Below are 19,219 nucleotides of genomic sequence, written 5' to 3'. Positions count from 1 at the left end.
TAATAAAATTATTTTGCAGTTTTATGGACAATAACTGCTATAATTTGAGTAGCTATTCCAAAGATACAAACTCCATACCATCCAAAGTGTGAGTAGCTGTAAGATCCCAGAAAAGAACCTAATGCTCCTCCAAGGAAAAAACTTACCATATATACAGTATTAATTCTGTTACGCATTTCTTCATTTAAAGAATGCACTCTGGTTTGATTGGAAACATTTCCAGATTGGACTCCTAAATCAAGTAATATAACTCCTATAATCAATCCCCATACTTTAAATCCAAATAGAAGAAAGAATATATAAGAAATTATTATAACAACTAAACATATTCCTATAACAAATCTAGAACCTTTCTTATCAGCCGTTTTTCCAACTAAAGGAGCTGCCAAAGCACCGCTGACTCCAACTAATCCAAATAAACCCGCTGCCTGGGGGCCCATGTTGTAATGAGAGCTTCCAAGTAAAAATATAAGTGATGTCCAGAATGCACTGAAAGCTGCAAACATCAGGGCTCCATTAATAGAAGCTTCTCTTAAAACAGGTTCCTTTTTTATTAAATGAAACATTGATTTTAATAATTCAGTATATTTAATGTTAGAAACAGGTTTACTTACTGGTATTAATTTTCTTAAAGCTATCATAAGAATTATCATCATAATTGCTGCAATAATATATACTATTCTCCATCCTAAATATCCACCCAAAATACCGCTGAATGTACGTGATACTAATATACCAATTAATAAACCACTCATTACCGTGCCTATTATTTTACCTCTCTCCTTTGGATCTGATAATTGAGCGGCCAAAGGTATAATAAGCTGAGGAATAATTGAAGTAAATCCAACTGCAAAAGAAGAAATTATCAGCATAAATATATTATGAGAAAAAAACATACTTATAAGAGATAGTATTGAGAATAAAAGCATTACAGTTATTAAATTTCTTCTTTCTCTTATGTCCCCAAGGGGCAATATAAATATCATTCCAACTGCATATCCTATTTGTGTAAGCATTGCTGCAAAGCCCACACTAATTTCACTGACATTAAATGTCTTAGCTATATCTGCAAGAAGCGGCTGTATATAATATAAATTTGCTACAGTGAGCCCGCAAGCTATAGCCATAACCATAATTAATAAATTACTTAGTACAGGTTTATTTTCCACAAAATCATTATTTAAGCTTTCCATAATACTCCACCCCTTTAACGAATAAAATTAGTAAATATTTTTGTTTCCATTTCAGGCTTCTTTACAATTCCTTCACCGTTTTCAATAAGCTTCATAAGCCATGCCATATTTTTACCCAGTATCCTCATTATTTGAATACCTTCTTCATCCTGCATTGCCTCCCCTGGTGCTGTCCCGTTAATAACATTCCAATAATTTGAAGTTGGTATAAGCATTTCAGAATGATTAATGTAGTTATTTAACTGATCGAAGGTTGGAATCCCACCTGCACGTCTTACTGCTACTACTGCTGCACCAACTTTATGTCTTAACATACTATCATTGGCTTCTGCCACACGAAAAGCTCTGTCTAAAAATGATTTCATTGCTCCAGCAATTGCTGAATAGTGAACTGGTGACCCTAAAATTATTCCATCAGCTTCCTTCATCTTTTCAATCCATTCATTAACTGGATCAGTAGTAATAACACACTTTCCATTTTTATTTTTTGTACAATTTTTACAAGCAATACATCCTCTAATAGGTTTATTCCCTACATGAACTATTTCTGTTTCTATACCTTCTTTTTCAAGTTCATCAATAACTATTTTTATTCCATGATAAGTATTTCCTGCTTTAGCAGGACTTCCGTTAAAAGCTACAACTTTCATTAAAAATTCCTCCCTTTATAATCTTGATTTTTTTCACTATAATAATTTCAAATTTCTAAGGCAAATACTGAACGTTTAGTTTATATTTATATAATATACTAAACGTTCAGTATTGTAAAGTATATTTTTAAAATTTTTTAATGTATAATATACGTATAGTTTTTAAAATACATTTTAATATAACAGGAGGTATAATTTACAATGGATAAAAAATTAGGACGCTCTCGTAGTGAAAAAACAAAAACAGATATTCTTAATGCGTCATATGATTTATTAATAGAAAATGGTTTTGCATCAATAACTGTTGAAAAGATTGCTGAAAAAGCTGGAGTCAGCAAAGCTACTATTTATAAATGGCGGCCAAATAAAGCTGCTGTTGTTATTGATGCTTTTCTAAATGCTACCAATGAGAAGCTGCCAATTCCTGATACAGGATCAACTATTGAGGATATGTTTATTCAGGTAAATAATTTTGTAAGATTTCTAATGAGCAAGAAGGGAAGTGTAATTGCTGAAATAATAGCTGAAGGACAGTTTGATCCAAAACTGGCTGATATATACCGTAAGGCGTATTTTAAGCCACGTCGAAATATTTCAAAAGAAATTTTGGAACGCGGAATTTTAAGAGGGGAATTGAGAAAGGATTTGAATATAGAGTTGACTATGGATTTAATTTGGTCCCCAATATTCTATAGACTCCTTATAACTGGAGATGCACTTGATGATATTTTCGTAAGAGAATTAATAAATTATGCATTTGAAGGGATCAAGCTAAATTCTTAGAAAAGCTAAAAGTTGAGAAAGTTTATATAGATAATAATTTAGTTTTGTGACATACTCCCACCATCTATGCTATGCTAAGAGGTGGGAGTTTCTTGCTATGTACCAACTAACGTCAGCATAACTACCAAGCTAACCACGTTTGCCCAACGGTTTTTTCATTTATGCTTATGTACTTTTACTTTTCTCGTATATTCTTATTCCTGTAAACAAGTGCTATCCATCTCCAATCTGTAGAGAGCGGGATAATTTCGTACATTAGTTTAAATAAATATCGGGGATCTAAGTATAAATTTTTCGATAAATTCTATTATTATTTATTCTCATCCTACTATTTAAATCCATAGTCTTCTTTACAATAGTAATAAATTCACGGGTTGCCTTTGAAAGATATTCTCCTGGTCTATAAGCTATAACAAGTGTAAAGGTCATATCATCTATTAAGAAATAATTGTCATATTTATTTGTATTTAAAAGCCATATAACATTTTCTGGCACAAAGGTTAAACCCATACCTGCAGCAGCAATACGATGTGCAGTATCAAGATTTTCAATTTCAAGAATGATATTAGGTTTGAATTGTGCACGTTGAAATATTTCATCTTCAATAAGTCTCATTCTCTGCCCTTGTTTTGATATGATAAAATTTTCATTTTGTAAACAGCTAAAATGAAGCTCATGCTGATTTTCTGATTCTACTCGTAAACAAATACTGTGATTTTCTGGAGCTACAAGGAATATTCTTTCAACGGATATAGTCTCATATAAAAATTTATCATGCTGTATTGGAAGATTCAATATGGCAATATCTATTTTACCATTTATAAGCATTTCTTCTAATTGCATTGTTACATCTTCTTCAATATCTATTTCTATTTGTGGAAACTGTCTATGAAATTGCGGCAATATTAATGGCAATATATGTCTTCCTGCCTGATTTGGAATCCCAATTGTAAGACGTCCTTTTTTTGAACCAGCTATATCACTAAGTTCCATTTTTAATTGTTTATTTAAATTGAGAATACTTTTAGCTGTTTTAATATATTGCTCTCCTGCAAAAGTCAAAGTAATAGAGCTCGCTGTTCTATCAAATAATTTTACCCCTAAATTATTCTCCAATCTTATAATATACTGACTTAAGGAAGGCTGAGATATATACAATTTTTTTGCTACTTTAGAAATACTCTTTTCTTCTGCTATAGCTATCACATACTCTAATTGATGAAAATCCATATAAAAACCTATCCCTTCTGCACATTCAACTCTATAATGCTATATTTTGCAAGCAGTTCCTATAAAGCTTCGTATATTACTAGATTTACCTGTAAAATTTTTTATAAAGGAAATTCAGTATTATTAATAAACTGCTAATTATCTGCCAATTAAAAATAATAATACTCGCTTATTTAATATAACTTTATCCTATTGATTATATAATATTAATAGTATTATACATATAACTGAAATAAAAGTATAATATAAACAGAGTTCTTAGTATCTGTTTGTGATACTTAGAACTCATTATCCATGGACATAACCACTCTTTACTCACCCTTTGAAAAAAATTAGAGAGCCAAAATTTCAAATTTTGTGGGAATCGCTTTCACAGAGTGCGATGGAAATATTAGAGTGGGCAGTCATCGGATAAATTATTAGTTCTGTAGATTACAATACATAAGATATTATTGAAAGGAGTTATTGGAATATTGATTATGGAACACATTGACTCAGTGAAAAAGAGTAAAATAAAAATACATCTACCCAGCATTAATTCTGAATCCCTTCTGCTGGGAATACTTCTGGCAACAGTTGGAGGATTTTTGGATGCCTATACCTATATTGGCAGGGGTGGCGTTTTTGCTAATGCTCAAACAGGAAATCTTGTTTTAGTTGCCATAGAAGCTGTTAATAAGAACTATAGACAGTCTTTAATACAGGCATTGCCTATTTTTGCATTTATAATAGGAATTATGTTTTTTGAAATTATAAAAAAAAATTCATCTATTTTTTCCATAGGGCATCCTGAACGTTTTATTTTAATTATTGAAATAGTAATACTTTTTTTTGTAGGATTTGTGCCCTCTGGTGCTTTGAATACTATTGCAACTGTTACCATTTCCTTTGTTACTTCACTCCAATTTGCTTCCTTTAAAAAATTAGTTGATTCCCCATATGCCACAACCATGTGCACTGGTAATTTGCGTTCAGCTTCCATAGCTGCTTACACTGCTTTTACAAAAAAAGATCACAAATCAGCTATAAAGTCACTTCGCTACTTTGCAATTGTATTATCGTTTTTATTAGGAGCTTTTTGCGGCGGTTTTCTAACTTCTTTTATTGGGCCTCACGCAGTATGGGCTTCTGATATCCTATTGATATTTTCTCTGATTTTATTGCATATAGAAAATATAAATGTGCCTTCACTAGGTTGAAAATCTAGTGAAGCCATTTCATACTGACGATTAGTAATAGCCCCTCACCTTTTTCCATTCATATCTTACTTCTTCAACAAGTTTTAATATAGTATTTGAAACTGGTACAAGTCCATTATAATTTTTACTTATCACCTATTTTACAGGTAATTCATGCTTTATCTTATCTATATTATCTACAAATTCTATGGTAACTTCATTATGTATTTAATTATTTAGGAACCATTTCAATTCAACTAATTTATAGATAAAAAATTTGGTGAAATTGTTAACATATATTTATTAATTTATTCATCAGAATTAAACGTATACATTAAAAATGTAAATTGACAATAAATAACATTGTAGTAGAATACCTATATAAAATAAGATAAGGATGTGGTTATATGGCAAATGTACTTTTCTTAAACTTTCCGGGTCATGGACATGTTAATCCTACATTGGGATTAGTAAGTGAATTAATAAAAAAAGGGGAAAAAGTAACTTATTTTTGTGCTGAGAATTTTAGAGAAAGAATTGAAAAAACAGGTGCTGAGTTTAAAAGCTACAGTGGTGAATCAAATCCCTTCACAAAAAGGCGTAAAATGACCAGCGAACCTGATATTAGTCAATTTTTTGACCATATGAGTGAGATAATCAATTCAAGTGATGCCATTATAAAGGATATTTTAGGTCAGACTAAAAATACAAAATTTGATTACATCATCTATGGAGCTATGTTTCCCTTTGGAAATATTATTGCTCAAATATTAAAAATACCTTCTGTTTCTTCTTTCGCAGTATTTGCTACTCCAAAGGAACTAATGGAGCAAAGAAAAGAATTCATGGATATAAACTTAATAAAAAATCATCCCGTTAATGATATCTATAAAAAAGTTTCAAAACAATTAGAAGAAATTTATAATATAAAAATGCCTGATAGCATGTTTAGCTTGTTTTTCAATAAAGGTGATATAAATATCGCCTATACTTCTAAATATTTTGTTGCACATACTGAATATTACGATGACAGCTTTAAATTTATAGGACCACCAATATATGATAGAAAAGAAAATTTAGATTTTCCTTTTGAAAAATTAGAGGGTAAAAAGGTTGTTTATATTTCATTAGGCACAGTGTTTAATAATACTAACAGTAAACTTTATGATATTTTCTTTAAAACTTTTGCCAATACTGATGCTGTTGTAGTTATGGCAGCATACAATGTAGATTTATCTGAATTTAATATACCCGATAATTTTATTATAAAAAATTATGTCCCTCAATCAGAAATTTTAAAGTATACTGACGTGGCAATAACTCATGCAGGTATGAACAGTACTAGTGACTTGTTATATAATAATGTACCCTTTGTAGCAATACCTATAGGAGCAGACCAGCCCTATATGGCTGGAAGAGCTTCTGAACTAGGAGCAGCAATTTCTCTTGACAAAGACAACCTTACTCCAGATATATTAAAAAATTCAGTTAAAAAGGTTTTAACTGATCCAAGCTATGTTGAAAATATTAAGAAAATAAGTGATTCTTTTAAACAGACTGGTGGTTATAAAAAAGCTGTTGAAGAAATTTTTAAATTAAAAATGGAAAGAGGCATTCTTGCCTAAATTTTTAAATATCCAATATAGAAAAACAAAAGCCGATTTTTCCTAAATCAGGAATTAATCGGCTTTATATTATTTCATTTTACTAAAATCAGTACCATTACCTATTCCAATGAAAGCGACTTTCATTACGTCTCTGAATATGTCTTGTAAACCCATTTAATCCATATCCAAGAGTTGAGTTGGTATTTGTGGTGGCTGTGGTGCTAGTAGTTGTGGTGAATGATTCACCATCTGTCCCAAGTTCAGAAGGAGAAATCATAACAGTTCCGTTACTTGATACCATAGCAACAGGCTGAACATTATTGCCTAGAGCATTCAACGGCTGACCATTGACCAACGCCGACTGGTATTTCACTATACCCATATTCGCTAAAGGAATCAGTTGACTATTTTGGTTGGAAGGATCTTCACTAATCCATTCCGCTGATGTTCCAATTCCTTGAGCATAAGAAGAATCTAACGTTACAGGTATAGTTTGAGTTTGTGTCTTACCCCCAGGTGTACGTACAGTAAATGTTAAATTCCATATGGAACTTGAACTTGACGAATTAGATATACTAACATTAATAATTGAACCAATGGGAACGCTCATTACATTTTGAGAAACATCCGGCAACTGTTCCCAAAACACCTCTGCCATCGGTTGTCCATTTTCTATTTGCTCCATTGTCCCCATTTGAAGAAGGTCTGTAGAGTTTACTCCACCCAAGCCAATCCATTGTGCAGCTACTGCATTTCTCTGACTTTCTGAAATATTAGGGACTGTCCAACTGCCAGAAATGCTAGTATAACCACTATTAGAAGTAGGAGTAGCTATATATCCTGACCAATTGCTAGATCCTTCTGTATTATTAGGAAGGCTTGTTGTAGTTATATTATTTTGCGGTTGCCGATTTTCCCAATTATTGGATTCTTCTGTATTATTAGGAGAACTTGTTGTAGTTACAGTACTCTGCGATTGCTGACCACTCCAATTGTTAGAGCCTTCTGTGTTATTAGGAAAACTTGTTGTAGTTATAGCACTTTGCGATTGCTGACTTTCCCGTGAATGAATTGAATTCCACTTAGGAAAATACTTAGATAAAACGTATTGGGTATTGGTAGTATGCTGAAACGAAACACCATTAATAATAGATATGGCTCCAAATCCCACTAATGCCACCAACGATATAATTTGAATTTTTTTCAACACAGTTTTCATTACTTATCCTCCTTTGCAAAACATAAAAGATGCGTTGACACAAGTATCTTCCCTATCACTATTACTTGTATTAGATTTTATTTTATTAATTGTTTGTGCCAGTTAAGTTGCAAATGTGTTATTAATTTGTAAATAGGCCAAACGTTTATAACTTGATGTAATACTAGAATGTCTTTCGGAGCAATTACTTGTAAAAGACGCATAAAAAAATTACACCCCAGTGGTGTAATTTTTCTTACATCTTATTTTAATAATAAAGCCACTTCTTCACTTGTTCGAATCTTACCTATCCTAGGGAAAATGTATTTACAAACATAATCATGCTCATCTTTTGCTCTCGCTGTCATTGCATCTTCCACAAAAATTTGATTATAACCATGTTGATAAGCCTCTCTTGCTGTAGTGTCCACACCAATTCCAGTAGAAATACCGCATAGTACAATGGTATCAATTCCGCGACGTCTTAACTGTAAATCAAGGTCAGTACCATAGAATGCCCCCCATTGCCTTTTGGTAATAGTATGAGCATTTTTACTATTTGCTATTTCAGGTACATAGCTATCCCATCCTTCTTGAAATTGCACTAGACTAATTTTCAAATCTACACTTGGTTTAAACATATCTTTTCCATCTACAGAAGAAACTTTTACAAGAACTACAAAGGCTCCCTTCTCTGTGAATGCATTAATTAATTTGCTTGCGTTTTTAACAACCTCTGCACTGCTGTAAGGTGAATGCTCCCCGCTTACAATTCCATTTTGCAGGTCTATAACTACCAAAGCTGTTTTTTCTGCTTTTATTAATTCAGTTTCTGATCTTTTTAAATTTTCCATTTCCTTCTCTCCTCGTATAATAAGTTTATAGTCAGTTAAATAACTGTTATAGACTTATTTATTTTTTATATTTTGTATAGATTAAGAAAGCATCTCTATTTTTCTAATGGGGATTCTCCCAATTCAATATTGCTGATTCTTTAACTTTCAAATCTATACATTTTAACTTACTATTTATCAAAGGATTTCCTAATGCTAAAATAGTCCTTATGGAACTTTAGCAAAGGTTACTGCATTATCTCTCCTGCAAAACTTATTGTTATTGCCTAGAAAGCTTGCAGCCTGACCAAAGTATCATATTCTGCTTACACAAATGTTGCATATCCTTTCGTAGCCACCAGCAAGGTTTTTCGTCTGGATAAATGCTAATTACGCGAGGTTGCAGTCAGTACTTTGGATTAGGATAATTCCTTTCTAATTTCCTCATTATTTTTGAAAGGTGGTGATTTCATGAAGAAATTAGATTACTTATCAACTCTATTTGTTGGTATCGATATTGGTGCGAGACAAAATGTTGTCTCTGCTATTAATTTTGATCAAGAATTCTTGATTAAAATGGAGCCTGTTCCTAATACACAATTTGGTGCAGAACAATTAGAATCCATGCTTGTTAAAGTGTTAGAAAAGAACACTTTTAAAACTGTAATAATCGGCTTAGAATCTACTTCCTTTTACGGAGTACATATTGCCAATTTTTTATCTTCAAGTGAAAGACTTATGCCTTACAAGCCTTATGTTTACTGCTTAAACCCTAAGGAAGTTGCTAACTACAAAGATTCCTTCAATTCTCTTGATAAAAATGACAGCATTGACTCTTTTGTTATTGCTGATTTTGCAAGAGTTGGCAGAATTCATACTGAACCCTGGCGGGGTTCTCAATATCTTGCTCTGCAAAGACTTACAAGACACAGGCTTCATATTGTTGAATGCTTAACCAGAGAAAAGACTTACATGTTATCCAATGTATTTCTCAAGTTTAGTGAATTTGCTTTGTTACAGGGTGATGATCATCCTTTTTCTGATAAATATGGTGCTACTGCGTCATCTATATTGACAGATTTTCTTTCTTCTGAAGATATTGCAAATACTTCAATTGAAGATCTTGTTGACTTCGTCAATAAAAAAAGTCGCAAGCGGATTTCCAATCCACAGATGACTGCTGAAATTCTGCAGCAGGCTGCACGTAATTCATACCGCCTTGATAAATGTTTGTATGAGCCTTTAACAACCTCAATTGCCTGCTCTTTTAATTGTATTCAGGCTTTTGAGAAAGAACTTAAAGCTATTAACAAGGCTATTGAAAAAGCAGTTATGGGAATGAACCCCGTTGAATACCAAATTTTAATGTCAATACCTGGGTTCGGCCCTGTTTACTCTAGTGGCATTCTTTCAGAATTAGGTAGTGTTCATGCTTTCCCTAATAACAATGCCATTGCTAAATACGCTGGCATCGTATGGAAGGAAAATCAATCTGGTGGTTTTAAGGCTGAAAACACACCAATGAACAAAGCAGGCAACCGTTATTTGCGCTATTATCTGATAGAAGCTGCTGGAAGTATCGTAAGATATATTCCTGAATATCAAGAATTCTATCAGAAGAAATTTGCTGAAGTAACTACACATCAGCATAAACGAGCACTCGCACTAACATCTCGTAAATTGATTCGTTTGATTTTTGGATTGCTGGCTAAAAATCAACTCTACTCTTCAAATAGGGTAGATAAATAAATAGTTTTGCGAACATACGTTCTAAGTTTGACGTATGCTTGTTAAGGTTACCCATTTTTTTCAAAATCATTTCTTTTTCTTTTCATTTTGTTCTTGACATATTACCAAATTGCTCTTAATATATTGTGTACAAGGTACTGTAAGCCCCTTGCCATGGCTATTTATACATAGATATATTATCTATAATTTAATTTTATAATTATGATTATTTAATTTAAACTAAGTTTTTTATAAACTTTAAAATAAACCCACACTGCATTTATCAGCAGCAATGCACTTGTAATAAAAAATACATATCTAATACCCAAATAAGCTGACACTTGCCCTCCTAAAACTGAACCTCCAAATACACCTAGATATCCTGCTGACATATTAATACCAAAAACTCTGCCTGTAAGAGAAGATGGTGTGATTTTCTTCACCAGTATATTAACAGAGGGAATCAACCCTGCAGATGCTAATCCCAATAAAAATCGAAGGCCCATTAACTGCCAAGAATTTTTTACAAAGGCTTGTGGTATAAAAATCAGGCCTGCCGCTGCAAGTGCTACTAATATAACTTTATGTGCTCCAATTTTATCAGAAAGCTTTCCAAGTCTCGGAGCAGCAATTATATTTGCAAGTCCTGAGGCTGAAAATGCCATTCCTGCGATTAGCGCAACATGACTGGTATTTTGGGATAACTGGGTAACATATACTGTTATGATTGGTTCAACAGAATATAATGACACAGTTAATATAAAAAAGGTCACAAGAATGGTAATAGTCAAGCTCTTTTCAGGAACAATACTCCATATTTCTTTGATACTAAGTACCTTTTTATCTTCACGAGTAAAGGATTCCCTTACAAATAAGGCGGTTGTAATAAATGCAATCAGCAGCAGTGCACCTGTTATGGAAAATACATTTTGTAAACCAAAGATCTCTTCTATAAAACCACCAATGGTTGGTCCAAGCAAAGAACCTGCAATATTTGCTGTTGAAAGTGTACCTAAAGCCCAACCTGCATGTTCATCATCCGTCTGAGTTGCAATCAACGTAGTACAGGCTGTACTATAACCTGTTATAGTCCCCTGCAATAATCTTAATCCTATAAGTACATATACATTTTTTGCAAAGCCCATGCTGCCTACAACTATTGCCATACCAAGGCTTGCTCTTAAAAGCATTGGTTTTCGTCCAACCTTGTCAGCAGCCTGACCCCAAATTGGTGAGAAAATAGCTGAAATTATAAAAGTAACACCAAAAGCAATTCCTGAAAATTGTTCAATTAAAGCTGTATTAGATATACCAAGATGCTTTATATAAAGTGGTAATACCGGTGCAATCTGACTCATTCCTATGCTTGTTACAAACATCCCAAACCAACAAACTATTAAATTTCTTTTCCACATTTTCATAATATTGATATACTCCTTCCCTTACTGTAACTCAATTTATCCGATGACTATCCACTCTAATACTCCCATCGCTTTTCGTAAAGTGGGAGTAAAGAGTGGCTACGTCCCTGGATAACAATTTACCCTAAAGGACAACGATTTCTAAGTATCGAAAATACCGATACTAAGAATTCTGTTAGTAAGCATCAGAGGTCATAAACAAAAACTCCACCTGATGCCAAGAACTCTGTTTATGTATAAAATTACTTAAGAATGGAAATGCCCATTAATAAATAACTAGGTATCAATAAAATATATGTTGTATCATAGTTTATTTCTTAATATAATTATAAACTATATAATATAGTTTGTAAACTATTATTTATAGTTTGATAAAAATGTTTTTTGATGTTAAACTATTTTTATAAAGTGAAATTACAAGGAGTGGCATATTAATGCAAAAACGAAATTTAACCAAGGAAAAAATTATTCAGGTTGCTTTTTTATTGGCTGATGAAATTGGTCTTAATCAAGTTACTTTTCCAAAAATTGCAGAAAAACTTGGTATAAAATACCCATCTCTATATAATCATTTCAACAATATGGATGATCTTAAAATAGAAATGACAGTTTATCTTTTGAATAAATTGAATTTGAAATTAATGCAAAAATTAATTGGTAAAAGTGGTGCAGATGCTGTCAGAGAGTTTGCCTATGTTTATCGTGATTTTGCCTTTGAAAACAAGACTGCTTATGGGCTTTTTATGAATATTCCAAGTACAGAAGATGAGGAAGTAAATCATTTAGCGAGAGAAACTACAGGTATTATTCATCAGGTTTTAGATTTTTATATCAAGGATGAGACACATTTAATTCATAAAAGTCGAGCATTAAGAAGTTTTTTACATGGCTTTATCTCCTTAAAATTCCTTGGATATTTCCAAAATGCAGCAAATTCAGAAGACAGCTTTCAATTGATGGTAGAGGATTTTATTTTGTCCCTTCCAAGAAAATAGAAAAGGCATACAATGAAGTACGCCTTTTTAGCAGAAAACAAATTATTATAAAAATTTTATTTGTACTGCTTAGGTATTCTATTTTCACAAGGTACTCCTGTTTGACATTTTCCACAACCGTACCATGGTTTATATTTTTCAACTATCTTTCCTAAAAAGTCAGAACATAGAATATGATTTTTTCCTTTATCTATGGATATAGCTTTAGCTGGACAATTTTTTGCACAGGCACCACACATGGAACAATATTCATAGACATCTTGGTACTCTCTTTTGTCAGCACTCAAATATAATTCTGTAACTATACTTCCAAACCTTCCGGCTATACCTTTTTTCGTTATAAGTCCTTTAGATAGACCAAAAGTTCCAAGTCCACATACAAAAGCAACATGTCTTTCAGACCAATTACTTGTAAAGGACACATCAGAATGCAAAGAATTGTTATCAAATCCTTTTTTAGCCCAAAAGCGTTCATCTTGAGATGGTACAATGCTATTATATCCGGCATCTATTAATGAGTCTCTTAAATACTGGCACAATTTAGCTAAGAAAGCTTGGCCTTCAATACGGCCATGTAACCATTCTTCTGAAGGCCATAGCTTGTCTTTTCTATTTGATATCCTTACTCTTTCAGTAAAGGGTAAAAAAAATGAGATAACTGTTTTCGATTCAGGTAACCATTGTTTAGGAGGTAAAAAATGCTCCCCTATTATTTCAGGTTTCTTCAATAATTCAAAATATTCATCACTTGCATCGCCAAAACCAAAAATAGGGTCATCATAAATTTTTATTCCCACAACATTTTTTGAAAGTGCAATTTTTTCATTTATAATATTTTCTTCTGAGTTTTGCACAAAATAGGATGCCATTTTTATTAATTTTTGCTTGTCCATATTACAACTCTCCAATCATATTAATTTCTCATTGTTGAATATGATATCATAGGTTTTATCATTAATAAAACTAATAATTTGAATAATATGATTCGAAAAAACCGATTGATTTAATTTAAAAAAATTTAGCTTTTAATAACAATTTCACTTAAAATTCATTTTCTTGTATTATTTTAATAAATTCTTTTTTAGTTTTTTCTGCATTATACCTACTGAATATAAGTTAATAGATACCTTTCTTCATCTTACCTTTAATAATAAAACTTCCTAAAAGCCACAGTGCAACAATCCAAGCAAGTAAATATATAAGCTGTCCTTTGAATTCTAACATGGCACTTCCATTTTCTATCCCCTGGCTAAGGGTCATATATGATTTTTGCGGCAGGATTTAGATACTTATCCAAAGACTATTTATCTGATAAACTTCCAAAATAGTCTCTTTCAAATTGATCTAAATAATATTTTTTATCTCCATAATTATTTATTACATATTCTATATAATCACACACTTTTATATAATCCTTTTCATACAGATTTCGACCTTCTTTTATAGTCTTAAATTGAAGAGTAATTGGTGCTTTTCTTAAATTTATAGTATCAATATTGTCTATTTTAAGTATTTCCGTAATATCGCAGGCAAACTTAATTTCTTCTAAATCATTTATATTTTTATTATAAAGTATGGCAAAATCAATATCGCTATTTTCTCTTTGATATTCAGTTCCATAAGAACCTATTATCCACACCCCCAAAATGTCAGGCTGCTGGCTGAAATATTTTTTTAGACTTTCTATTTTATTTTCTATATTAAGCAAAATTACTCACCTCCAGCTTTAATTTTTCTAAATCATTATTCTTGTACATCTATATTTTTAACTATATTATTAACAAAAACTTCAAATTCTTCTAAATTATTCTGATTTATTTCATAGATCATTTCATCACTAACATTAAAATACATATGGACAATTCTGTTTCTAAATTTAGCCATAGAAAAATAAGTATCTACATATTTTTCTTCAATAATATTTTTACCTGCAAGTATTTCAAAACTCTCTTTGTTAGTTTCTGGTTTTCCCCATCTATTTCTAGCTATTATATGATTACTTATATCCAGCATAGCTTCAATTGTAACCTGTAACAAATACTTTGCACTATCTACATTTCTAAAATCTTTTAGAAATATATCTTTCGAAATATTTTGTAATTTCTTCAACTTATCTAAATTGCCTTGCATAAACACTATTTTTTGTTTTATTTTAGGTAAATCAATATTATTCATCATTGACACACTCCTACATACCTATTATTCTATCTGGCAAAGACATTATATACTATATGATTTTAATTTTTAAGTACTATGAAATAAATAATTCATTTCGTAATCAATTTGTGTTAAAACTATATTTTTAATTTTAAATTTTCCAATAATTATATTTTACTATTATTTATATGTTACCACAATAAAATACCAATATTTAAAACTAACTTAGTATATTTATACAAATTTTATTTTAACTTATAAAGATACACTTGACCTCTATATTATGCAAAGGTTTTATAATATAATACAATGAAAGGTGGATATGCTTATATGAAATGGCTATTTGGGGAGCTGGTTCCATAGCAAAATCTATGGCGGCAACTATAAATAAGTAAGTAAAATTTTTATTTATCTTGCCTATTGCATTTCAATAAGCAAGATAAATTATTTTTAGAGCTTAATACTTTATTTTTTAAATAAAGTTTATCATTTAAATTTCACAATTTATTAATTTTCTATCTTAACTTTAAAAAATTTGGCTTTACCAACCTGAATAACAAAGCTAATATGTGGGTTTGGCATTAAAAAATCACTAAACTTTTTCCCGTCTATTTTCACTGCATTTTGGATAATAAGTCTTCTGGCTTCGCTAGTACTTTTGGCAATCCCACTTTTAGTCATAATCTTTGTAAGATCTATTTGGTCATCTTTAACACAGCAATCCAATGATAAAATAAATTCATCAATATCATCTGGAATTAAATTCTTTTGAAATACAGTCTTAAAATGTTCTTCTGCTATTTCAGCTTCTGATTTTCCACAATATAAAGTGGTTATCTCTCTTGCAAGACGCATTTTAACATCACGCGGATTTATTTTAGGATTCTCAAGTTCCAGCTTAATTTTATGAACTTCATCTGGATGAATATCTGTTGCAAGTTCAAAATATTTAATGATAAGATTATCGGGAACAGTCATAGTTTTTTGAAAAATTGTAACTGCATCTTCACATATTCCTATATAATTTTTAAGACTCTTACTCATCTTCTCAATTCCATCGGTACCCTCAAGCAAAGGCATAAATAAAGCTACCTGGCTATCCTTACCATAATCCTTTTGAAGAGTGCGCCCCATAAGAATATTAAAAGTTTGGTCAGTACCCCCCATTTCAATATCTGCCTCTAATTCTACTGAATCATAAGCCTGCATTAATGGATAAAAAAATTCATGAAGTCCAATAGACTGATTATTTTTATATCTGTTTTCGAAATCATCTCTTTCAAGCATTCTTGCAACAGTAACCTTGCTTGCAAGCTTTATTACATCTTGAAAATTAAGTTTTGACAGCCATTCACTATTAAACTTCAGCTCTGTCTTATCTCTGTCAAGTATTTTGAAAACTTGATGTTCATAGGTTCTTGCATTTTCAAGTATCTGCTCATCAGTTAATGGCTTACGTGCTTTGCTTTTACCTGTTGGATCACCAATCTTACCAGTAAAATCACCAATTATAATCACTGCCCTATGTCCTAAATCCTGCATTTGCTTAATTTTACGCAATACAACCGAATGACCAAGATGTATATCCGGTGCAGTAGGATCAAGTCCAAGCTTAACTACAAGCGGAGTATTGGTTGTAATGCTTTTTTCCAATTTTTCCATCAAATCTTCTTTATTGATAACCTGGCTTACTCCTTTCATAATAATTTTAAATTGTTCTTTTGCATTTATCATTATTTCTCACTCCTTCTAAAAATCAATAAATCTTAATTAATGGGACTTTGCACTCCAACTAAGTTTAGATTAATTATCCAGGGACATGTGGCTGTTATCTACACCTTTATAAAAGCAGAGAACCAAAATCTTAGATTTTGTGTGAATCGCTTTCACAGAGTGCGGTGAAGTATTGCAGCGACCAGTCATGTAATAAACAAGAATATAAAAAAAGCTCCTGTCATCTGCTTTATGCAGAGGACGGGAGCTTTGCTCACGTGTTACCACCTCAATTTGTTTACACATTACTGTGCAAACCTCGTCAGGTACGGCAAAAAATGCTTATACCTTATCCATATAACGGTGGCAGCCGACAAAAGTCTACTGAGATTGTGTAATTCAATCCTTTCAATTTGTAACTCAGAGATGTATTCAAAATCCGTTTTCTGCCCCTCTCATCATCCGGTAACTTTCTGTTGAAAACCCATGACTTCTACTTCTTCTCTTCACAGTTTTATTATATAAGCAATAGACTATCAGTAAAATCCTTTAATGTCAATATCCTGTAATATTTTTTCTCTATTACCTAGATTAATATATAGTGAAAATCATTTAAGTCATTAGCATAATTTAACATTTACCCTTTATAATTTCTCTTGTTACCTTTGCTAATCTCTTAATACCTTCTTCAATCATTTTCTCATCACAATTTGTATAATTTAATCTTAATGTATTGGTGTGTTCTTCATTAGCATAAAATGGATCACCAGGTACAAAAGCAACATTTTCTTTAGCTGCAAGATCAAATAAGTTTAAGGATGAAACTCCTTCAGGCAGTGTTATCCAGAGGAACATGCCACCTTCAGGCTTTGTACTTTTTACCTCTTTCGGAAAGTACCTTTCAATCATTGATACCATACAATCCCTTTGTCCTTTATACAATTGCTTAATTTTTTTTATATGCCCATCAAGATCGTTATCTATTAAGAACTGATATACTACTCTTTGTGAATAATAATTACTATGCAAATCAGCTGATTGCTTTGCAATTATCAATTTTTCCATTATTTCACCTTTGGCACATATCCATCCAAGCCTCATTCCCGGGGCTACTATTTTAGAAAATGACCCCAACATAATTGAATTATCTTCCAAATAACTCCTTATAGGAGGTAAGTCCTGCCCCATAAATCTTAGTTCACCATAAGGATCATCTTCAACAATAATTGTATTATATTTTTTCAAAATATTTGCTGTGGTTTTTCTATTTTCTGCCGAATATGTAATGCCAGAAGGATTTTGGAAATTGGGAACTGTATAAAATAACTTAGGTCTATGCATATCCAAAGAACTTTCCAGCAGATTAGTATCAACACCATCCTCATTCAGAGGTACAGAATTAAAAACTGGTTCAAAAATTGAAAATGCCTGTATTGCTCCTAAATAACCTGGACGTTCAATAAGAATATTGTCATTTTTATTCAGCAATACTTTTCCTATTAAATCTAAGCCTTGCTGGGATCCATTTGTTATTAATATCTCATCAGCATCAATCTTTAATCCAAATCTCTTAAAATATCTTTCTGCAATATATTGTCTTAAGGGAAGATAACCTTCAGTTGTACTATACTGAAGTACATCGTTACCATTTTCACTCAAAACCTTTTGCGAAGCTTCTTGTATTTCTTTAATCGGGAAAGATAAAGGATTAGGAAGACCACCTGCAAAGGATATTACTTCTGGATTTTCTGTTACTTTAAGAATCTCCCTTATAAAGGATTTTTTAACATTATTCATTCTTTCAGCAAATACTATACTCATTAATACTTCACCACTTTCTTAAAATTTTTATATATAATCTAATTTTTTGCCGTCTTCTTGTAGGATTTAAAATAAACCTGACATCTTTGACTTACTATTTATTTTCATATCCCTTAGGAAAAATAAAAAACCCTTCGTCCTATAATATTATATAGGGCGAAGGGTAAAATTCCGTGGTACCACCTAATTTTGTACAAATGTACACTCTCAATATAGTGCAGGCATATATGCCGATACTATTTCCCTTTTAACAGTGGGAATCCGTTAAAGCCTACTCACATAAACAGAGTTCTTAGCATCAGGTGGAGTTTTTATTCCATCTGATGCTTAGAAATCGTTATCCAGGGACGTATCCGCTCTTTACTCCCACTTCGAAAAAAGATGGGAGTATTATAGAGCGGATAGTCATCGGACAAAGCTTTCAGTCCAAAGCTCCGCGGCTACCTTCATTACATCAATCATGGGAAATTTCCACCAACATTCCCTCTCTTTATTTCAACAATATAATTACTCTTCCACATCAATGCCTTTAGTTACGTTATTTATTATACACATAATATCAGCATTACATGATACTGTCAATACAAACCGCAAATGATTTTTTTCATATCCCCTACTTCTAAAGATGGATTTTCAATAAATGTATATTTATTATTACTTTGATTTTGTCTATTAGATATTATGCCTTCATTACCTTATCGGCCTAATCCTG

General features: G+C 31.7%; 17 protein-coding genes and 2 other annotated features. Of the genes, 5 read left to right on the top strand and 12 right to left on the bottom strand.

Features of this window, described 5'->3' with window-relative positions; all coding sequences use genetic code 11:
* Positions 1-8: 8 nt before the first annotated feature.
* Positions 9-1,193 carry an MFS transporter gene (locus tag CLOPA_RS03635; RefSeq protein WP_015614120.1) on the bottom strand — a complete coding sequence of 395 codons (1,185 nt, stop codon included), beginning with the start codon at positions 1,191-1,193 and terminating at the stop codon, positions 9-11.
* Positions 1,194-1,207: 14 nt separating this feature from the next.
* The gene (locus tag CLOPA_RS03630; RefSeq protein ID WP_015614119.1) at positions 1,208-1,843 is read right to left on the bottom strand and encodes a flavodoxin family protein; all 636 of its coding nucleotides are present in this window, start codon (positions 1,841-1,843) and stop codon (positions 1,208-1,210) included.
* Between the two features lie 201 nt (positions 1,844-2,044).
* Here CLOPA_RS03630 and CLOPA_RS03625 point away from each other — a divergent pair, with 201 nt between their 5' ends.
* Positions 2,045-2,626 carry a TetR/AcrR family transcriptional regulator gene (locus CLOPA_RS03625; protein ID WP_015614118.1) on the top strand — a complete coding sequence of 194 codons (582 nt, stop codon included), beginning with the start codon at positions 2,045-2,047 and terminating at the stop codon, positions 2,624-2,626.
* A 279-nt stretch (positions 2,627-2,905) separates the two neighbouring features.
* Here CLOPA_RS03625 and CLOPA_RS03620 read toward each other — a convergent pair whose 3' ends face one another.
* Complete coding sequence (locus tag CLOPA_RS03620) at positions 2,906-3,856, bottom strand: LysR family transcriptional regulator (protein ID WP_015614117.1); 951 nt, start codon at positions 3,854-3,856, stop codon at positions 2,906-2,908.
* Positions 3,857-4,329: 473 nt separating this feature from the next.
* On the opposite strand from CLOPA_RS03620, the gene CLOPA_RS03615 reads away from it, so the two are divergent.
* Together CLOPA_RS03615 and CLOPA_RS03610 are read left to right on the top strand one after the other, a co-directional pair.
* A complete protein-coding gene (locus tag CLOPA_RS03615; protein WP_015614116.1) occupies positions 4,330-5,055 on the top strand; it encodes a YoaK family protein in 726 nt (241 codons plus the stop codon).
* A 386-nt stretch (positions 5,056-5,441) separates the two neighbouring features.
* Positions 5,442-6,659, top strand: a complete 1,218-nt coding sequence (locus CLOPA_RS03610; RefSeq protein WP_015614115.1) for a macrolide family glycosyltransferase — start codon at positions 5,442-5,444, stop codon at positions 6,657-6,659.
* A gap of 97 nt (positions 6,660-6,756) precedes the next feature.
* Here the strand turns inward: CLOPA_RS03610 and CLOPA_RS03605 are convergent, their stop codons facing one another.
* Positions 6,757-7,860, bottom strand: a complete 1,104-nt coding sequence (locus tag CLOPA_RS03605) for a G1 family glutamic endopeptidase (protein WP_015614114.1) — start codon at positions 7,858-7,860, stop codon at positions 6,757-6,759.
* Positions 7,861-8,102: 242 nt separating this feature from the next.
* Positions 8,103-8,693, bottom strand: coding sequence for a hydrolase (locus CLOPA_RS03600; RefSeq protein ID WP_015614113.1), 591 nt, complete (start codon positions 8,691-8,693; stop codon positions 8,103-8,105).
* Between the two features lie 450 nt (positions 8,694-9,143).
* Here CLOPA_RS03600 and CLOPA_RS03595 point away from each other — a divergent pair, with 450 nt between their 5' ends.
* The gene (locus CLOPA_RS03595) at positions 9,144-10,421 is read left to right on the top strand and encodes an IS110 family transposase (RefSeq protein WP_015613850.1); all 1,278 of its coding nucleotides are present in this window, start codon (positions 9,144-9,146) and stop codon (positions 10,419-10,421) included.
* Positions 10,422-10,630: 209 nt separating this feature from the next.
* Here CLOPA_RS03595 and CLOPA_RS03590 read toward each other — a convergent pair whose 3' ends face one another.
* Positions 10,631-11,821 (bottom strand): multidrug efflux MFS transporter, encoded by a 1,191-nt coding sequence (locus tag CLOPA_RS03590; RefSeq protein ID WP_015614112.1) that lies wholly within the window; start codon positions 11,819-11,821, stop codon positions 10,631-10,633.
* A 434-nt stretch (positions 11,822-12,255) separates the two neighbouring features.
* Here CLOPA_RS03590 and CLOPA_RS03585 point away from each other — a divergent pair, with 434 nt between their 5' ends.
* Positions 12,256-12,816: a TetR/AcrR family transcriptional regulator gene (locus tag CLOPA_RS03585; protein ID WP_015614111.1), complete on the top strand. Its 561-nt coding sequence runs from the start codon at positions 12,256-12,258 to the stop codon at positions 12,814-12,816.
* Positions 12,817-12,872: 56 nt separating this feature from the next.
* Here the strand turns inward: CLOPA_RS03585 and CLOPA_RS03580 are convergent, their stop codons facing one another.
* The 6 genes from CLOPA_RS03580 to CLOPA_RS03560 form a co-directional block, all read right to left on the bottom strand.
* Entirely contained in the window at positions 12,873-13,709 is an 837-nt protein-coding gene (locus CLOPA_RS03580) for a 4Fe-4S binding protein (RefSeq protein ID WP_015614110.1), read from the bottom strand.
* A 223-nt stretch (positions 13,710-13,932) separates the two neighbouring features.
* Positions 13,933-14,076: a hypothetical protein gene (locus tag CLOPA_RS24775; RefSeq protein WP_207637897.1), complete on the bottom strand. Its 144-nt coding sequence runs from the start codon at positions 14,074-14,076 to the stop codon at positions 13,933-13,935.
* A gap of 40 nt (positions 14,077-14,116) precedes the next feature.
* Positions 14,117-14,524, bottom strand: coding sequence for a type VII toxin-antitoxin system MntA family adenylyltransferase antitoxin (gene mntA / locus CLOPA_RS03575; RefSeq protein ID WP_015614109.1), 408 nt, complete (start codon positions 14,522-14,524; stop codon positions 14,117-14,119).
* Positions 14,525-14,559: 35 nt separating this feature from the next.
* Positions 14,560-14,994 (bottom strand): type VII toxin-antitoxin system HepT family RNase toxin, encoded by a 435-nt coding sequence (hepT, locus tag CLOPA_RS03570; RefSeq protein WP_015614108.1) that lies wholly within the window; start codon positions 14,992-14,994, stop codon positions 14,560-14,562.
* A 486-nt stretch (positions 14,995-15,480) separates the two neighbouring features.
* The gene (gene tyrS, locus CLOPA_RS03565; protein WP_015614107.1) at positions 15,481-16,707 is read right to left on the bottom strand and encodes a tyrosine--tRNA ligase; all 1,227 of its coding nucleotides are present in this window, start codon (positions 16,705-16,707) and stop codon (positions 15,481-15,483) included.
* Between the two features lie 233 nt (positions 16,708-16,940).
* Positions 16,941-17,205 (bottom strand) — a binding site (T-box leader).
* Between the two features lie 111 nt (positions 17,206-17,316).
* Positions 17,317-18,507 carry a PLP-dependent aminotransferase family protein gene (locus CLOPA_RS03560; RefSeq protein WP_015614106.1) on the bottom strand — a complete coding sequence of 397 codons (1,191 nt, stop codon included), beginning with the start codon at positions 18,505-18,507 and terminating at the stop codon, positions 17,317-17,319.
* Positions 18,508-18,656: 149 nt separating this feature from the next.
* Positions 18,657-19,040, bottom strand: a binding site (T-box leader).
* Positions 19,041-19,219 lie beyond the last annotated feature (179 nt).

This window comes from Clostridium pasteurianum BC1, assembly GCF_000389635.1.
Lineage (GTDB): Bacteria > Bacillota > Clostridia > Clostridiales > Clostridiaceae > Clostridium_I > Clostridium_I pasteurianum_A.
The sequence above is the reverse complement of the archived record's forward strand: the minus strand, read 5'-3'. Positions and strand labels throughout refer to the sequence as shown.